This is a genomic window from Mediterraneibacter agrestimuris, from assembly GCF_943193195.1.
In the GTDB taxonomy this organism is placed as follows: Bacteria; Bacillota; Clostridia; order Lachnospirales; family Lachnospiraceae; genus Schaedlerella; species Schaedlerella agrestimuris.
The window spans coordinates 1-3,436 of record NZ_CALPDG010000095.1 but is presented as its reverse complement, the minus strand read 5'-3'; the positions used below and the strand labels follow the sequence as shown (position 1 = coordinate 3,436).

Here is a 3,436-nt window from a genome sequence, read left to right as displayed (position 1 = left end):
GGTTATGAAAAGCTATATATTATGCAAAGCTAGAGATAGAAATCTTTATAAATAAAGGATTCTTTGGTTGATTTACTTTCCATAATCCATCACGATTTAAGTGTATTTTTATCAAATCACTTAAGGAGGAACACAAGATGGAACATTCAACTTTGCAGCAACTAATCAGCCAAACTAAGGAAGCACTCATTCAGTCAGGTGCATCTAACTATTACCAAAGCGTATTTAAAACTCTTACAAAGCAGCTTTTACTCTACGCCGAAAAACACGATACCGATTCTTTCAGCATGGACTTTGGATTACAGTTTTTGGAAGATCATTATTCCATGTCATCTAAAATCAAACAGAAAAAATGGTGTGCAGCCTATTCCCGTTGTATAAATGCTTTGGCAGAATACCAACGTTCAGGAAATGTCACCCTCTATCTTGTTATGGATAAAAGGGCATATACTTTCCCGGAAGGATTCAAAGACAGCGCAGAAGCATATATTTCCCATCGGGAGAAAATCGGAATCATTAAAAAATCGAATAAGATTTTCAGTTTATATCTGGAACGGTTTTTTGTCTTTTTAAAAAAGAGAAATATTTCTTCTCTGGATGCATTGTCTCTTAAAGATGTTTTAGATTTCATGACATCTTTGGGCTGCTATGAAAAACCAACTATAAACCATACAATGCGTGCGGTACGATATTATCTGAAATACTGCTATGAGAATGGTCTTATGGAAAAAGAGATGTTCTCAAAACTTCCCAACCCTCATTATAACAGACAGAGCCGCCTGCCTTCCTCGTATTCCACGAACGAGGTAACAAAGCTTCTTGATTCGATTGATCTTGGAAATCCTTGTGGAGTCCGTGATTATGCTATTATCCTGCTCATTGCAAGACTTGGCCTGCGCAGCAGCGATGTTGCAAATCTCAGGTTTTCTAACATCGACTGGGAAAAAGAAGTCATCCGATTGACCCAGGTAAAAACCGGAAATCCATTAGAACTTCCCCTTCTTACAGATGTTGGTGAAGCAATCATCAATTATCTGAAGAACGCAAGACCAAAAACTGATTCGGATCATGTGTTTGTGAGACAGGTTCCACCCTATACGGATTTCAATCCGGGTGCAGTCGGTGCCCTTGTAAGAGTCCGCCTCCAAAAATCCGGAATCCATCTTGAAGGGAAAAAGAAAGGTTCCCATACACTTCGCCACAGTCTTGCAAGCCGGCTGTTGGAACATGAGATTCCACTTCCTGTTATTTCGGAAATCCTGGGACATACAACTACCGAAACAACGATGACATATCTTCGTATTGATATCGGTGAACTTAAGAAGTGTGCATTGGAGGTGGCAATCTAACATGACAAGAATTAGAAAATCTCCAACAATGACAGGTCCTTTTGCTGAAACCGTCCATGAATTCATTCAATACAAAAGAAGTGCAGGTTTTAAATACGCAGATGAGCCGAAATGCTTATCCCGGTTTTGTTGTTTCAGTGAAGAACAGGGTGTCACAGAAATAGAAATATCCCGTTCTCTTGCGGAAAAATGGATAGCCCCTCGGGAAGGTGAATCTGAAAAAAGTCGTTCACACCGCATTACCTGTATAAGACAGTTTGCCATCTACTTGAATAACCTCGGATATGATGCTTATATCGTGCCGGAAGTAAAAGGATTGAATCATAATTCGTTTGTACCCTATATATTTACACACGAACAGATAACTTCTGTGATCAAAGCTGCAGATGAAACAGAACCACGGGAGGTTGCAAGAAATATGCATCTGGCATTGCCGGTAATCTTTAGAATTCTTTATGGCTGTGGACTCCGGGTATCAGAGGTTGTAGGACTTCGCTGCAAGGATGTAAATCTCGAAGAGGGGATTCTTACAATCCGTGAAGCAAAAACTGACCGTGACCGATATATCCCATTATCCGATTCCGTGAAAGAAGCGTGTATATCTTACTCAGATAAAACCTGGTGGGAAAAGGACAGTGACTTTTTCTTTCCTGCACCAGATAAGACCATGATCAGTCCCATGACTATATATCAAAGATACCGCAGATATCTGGAAGTTGCTGGTATTTCACATGGTGGAAAAGGCCAGGGGCCTCGTCTGCATGATATCCGTCACACTTTCGCGGTTCATGTTCTGCAAAAGTGGATCAAAGAAGAAGCTGATCTGACGGCTATGCTCCCGATTCTTTCCACATATATGGGACACAAAACAGTGCGGTCAACAGCCAGGTATCTGCGCCTGACAGCAGAAGTTTACCCGGATTTGATGAAGAAAGTGGAAAGATCATGTGCATATGTTATTCCGGAGGCATACTATGAAGGAAACTGATTTTGCACAATATCTGACGCAGTTCCTATCAGTATATCTTCCAGGCCAGGTCGGCAGTAAACGTAATACTCAGCTGGCATACAGAGATTCATTCTCTTTATTTTTAAGGTACTGTAGAGACCAGGAGAATCTTTCTCCTGAAAAACTGACAGTTGCAAAGGTGGACAGAGAACTGATCCTCCGCTTTCTACAATGGCTTGAAGATGAACGTAACTGTAAAGCTGCCACAAGAAACCAGCGGCTTGCTGCCATCCACTCATTTTTTAGCTTTTTGATGGTAGAAGAACCACAGTATATGCAGCAAAGTCAGAAAATCCTGGCCATTCCTATGAAAAAAACGGACAAGCCTCCACTCATGTATCTTCCACTGGACAGTATCAAAGGACTGCTGGAACAACCCGACAGAACAACTACACAGGGGAAACGTGATGCTGTTTTGCTGTCTCTTTTATATGATACTGGGGCAAGGGTTCAGGAACTCGTAGACTTAAAAGTTTGTGATATTTCCTTAAATGATACTGTTACCATCATACTAACGGGCAAAGGCGGTAAAAACCGTATTGTTCCCGTAATGAAGCCAACAGGGGAATTGCTCAAACAGTACATTGAAGGGGCGGGATTATCTTCGCCGGCATATAGCCGCACCCCTTTGTTTACGAATCGTGGGAACAAGCCACTGACAAGGGCCGGCGTAACATATATTTTGAAAAAATATGCTGAACAGGCTCAGGCTGCTGGAGTAAAAGATATATCTGGTGAGATTACCCCTCATTGGCTGCGGCACAGCAAAGCAATGCATCTGCTTCAATCTGGTGTCAATCTTGTTTATATCAGGGATTTACTGGGACACTCAGATATTTCAACAACTGAAATATACGCCCGTGCAGATGAAAAAATGAAACGTAAAGCATTGATGGAAGCTTATAATAGTCCCTCATCTGACAAACTGCCGGCATGGAAAAAGGATAAAGACCTTCTTAATTGGCTGAAATCTTTGTAAGGAGTTATCCCGAATTATGCAAAGTTAAAAAGAGTCCATACCCTAAGAATCCGACAAAGTATGGACTCAGCTTTGCATAATAACTTACTTTTCATAACC

Annotated in this window: 3 protein-coding genes; all 3 read left to right on the top strand. The window is 41.2% G+C overall.

All coding sequences use genetic code 11. The features are described from left to right. Positions 1-137 precede the first annotated feature (137 nt). Genes NFS18_RS19080 through NFS18_RS19070 form a run of 3 tightly spaced genes read left to right on the top strand, consistent with a single transcriptional unit; the run spans position 138 to position 3,337 of the window. Positions 138-1,349, top strand: a complete 1,212-nt coding sequence (locus NFS18_RS19080; RefSeq protein ID WP_251393124.1) for a site-specific integrase — start codon at positions 138-140, stop codon at positions 1,347-1,349. Between the two features lies 1 nt (position 1,350). Continuing rightward, positions 1,351-2,337: a tyrosine-type recombinase/integrase gene (locus NFS18_RS19075; protein ID WP_251393123.1), complete on the top strand. Its 987-nt coding sequence runs from the start codon at positions 1,351-1,353 to the stop codon at positions 2,335-2,337. Continuing rightward, positions 2,324-3,337, top strand: a complete 1,014-nt coding sequence (locus NFS18_RS19070; RefSeq protein ID WP_251393122.1) for a tyrosine-type recombinase/integrase — start codon at positions 2,324-2,326, stop codon at positions 3,335-3,337. The genes NFS18_RS19075 and NFS18_RS19070 overlap by 14 nt, the downstream gene beginning before the upstream one ends. Positions 3,338-3,436: the final 99 nt, after the last annotated feature.

Excerpts from the sequence above, each read along its gene's own strand:
- NFS18_RS19070 (WP_251393122.1), top strand. The coding sequence starts at position 2,324 with ATGAAGGAAACTGATTTTGCACAATATCTGACGCAGTTCCTATCAGTA.
- NFS18_RS19080 (WP_251393124.1), top strand. The coding sequence starts at position 138 with ATGGAACATTCAACTTTGCAGCAACTAATCAGCCAAACTAAGGAAGCA.
- NFS18_RS19075 (WP_251393123.1), top strand. The coding sequence starts at position 1,351 with ATGACAAGAATTAGAAAATCTCCAACAATGACAGGTCCTTTTGCTGAA.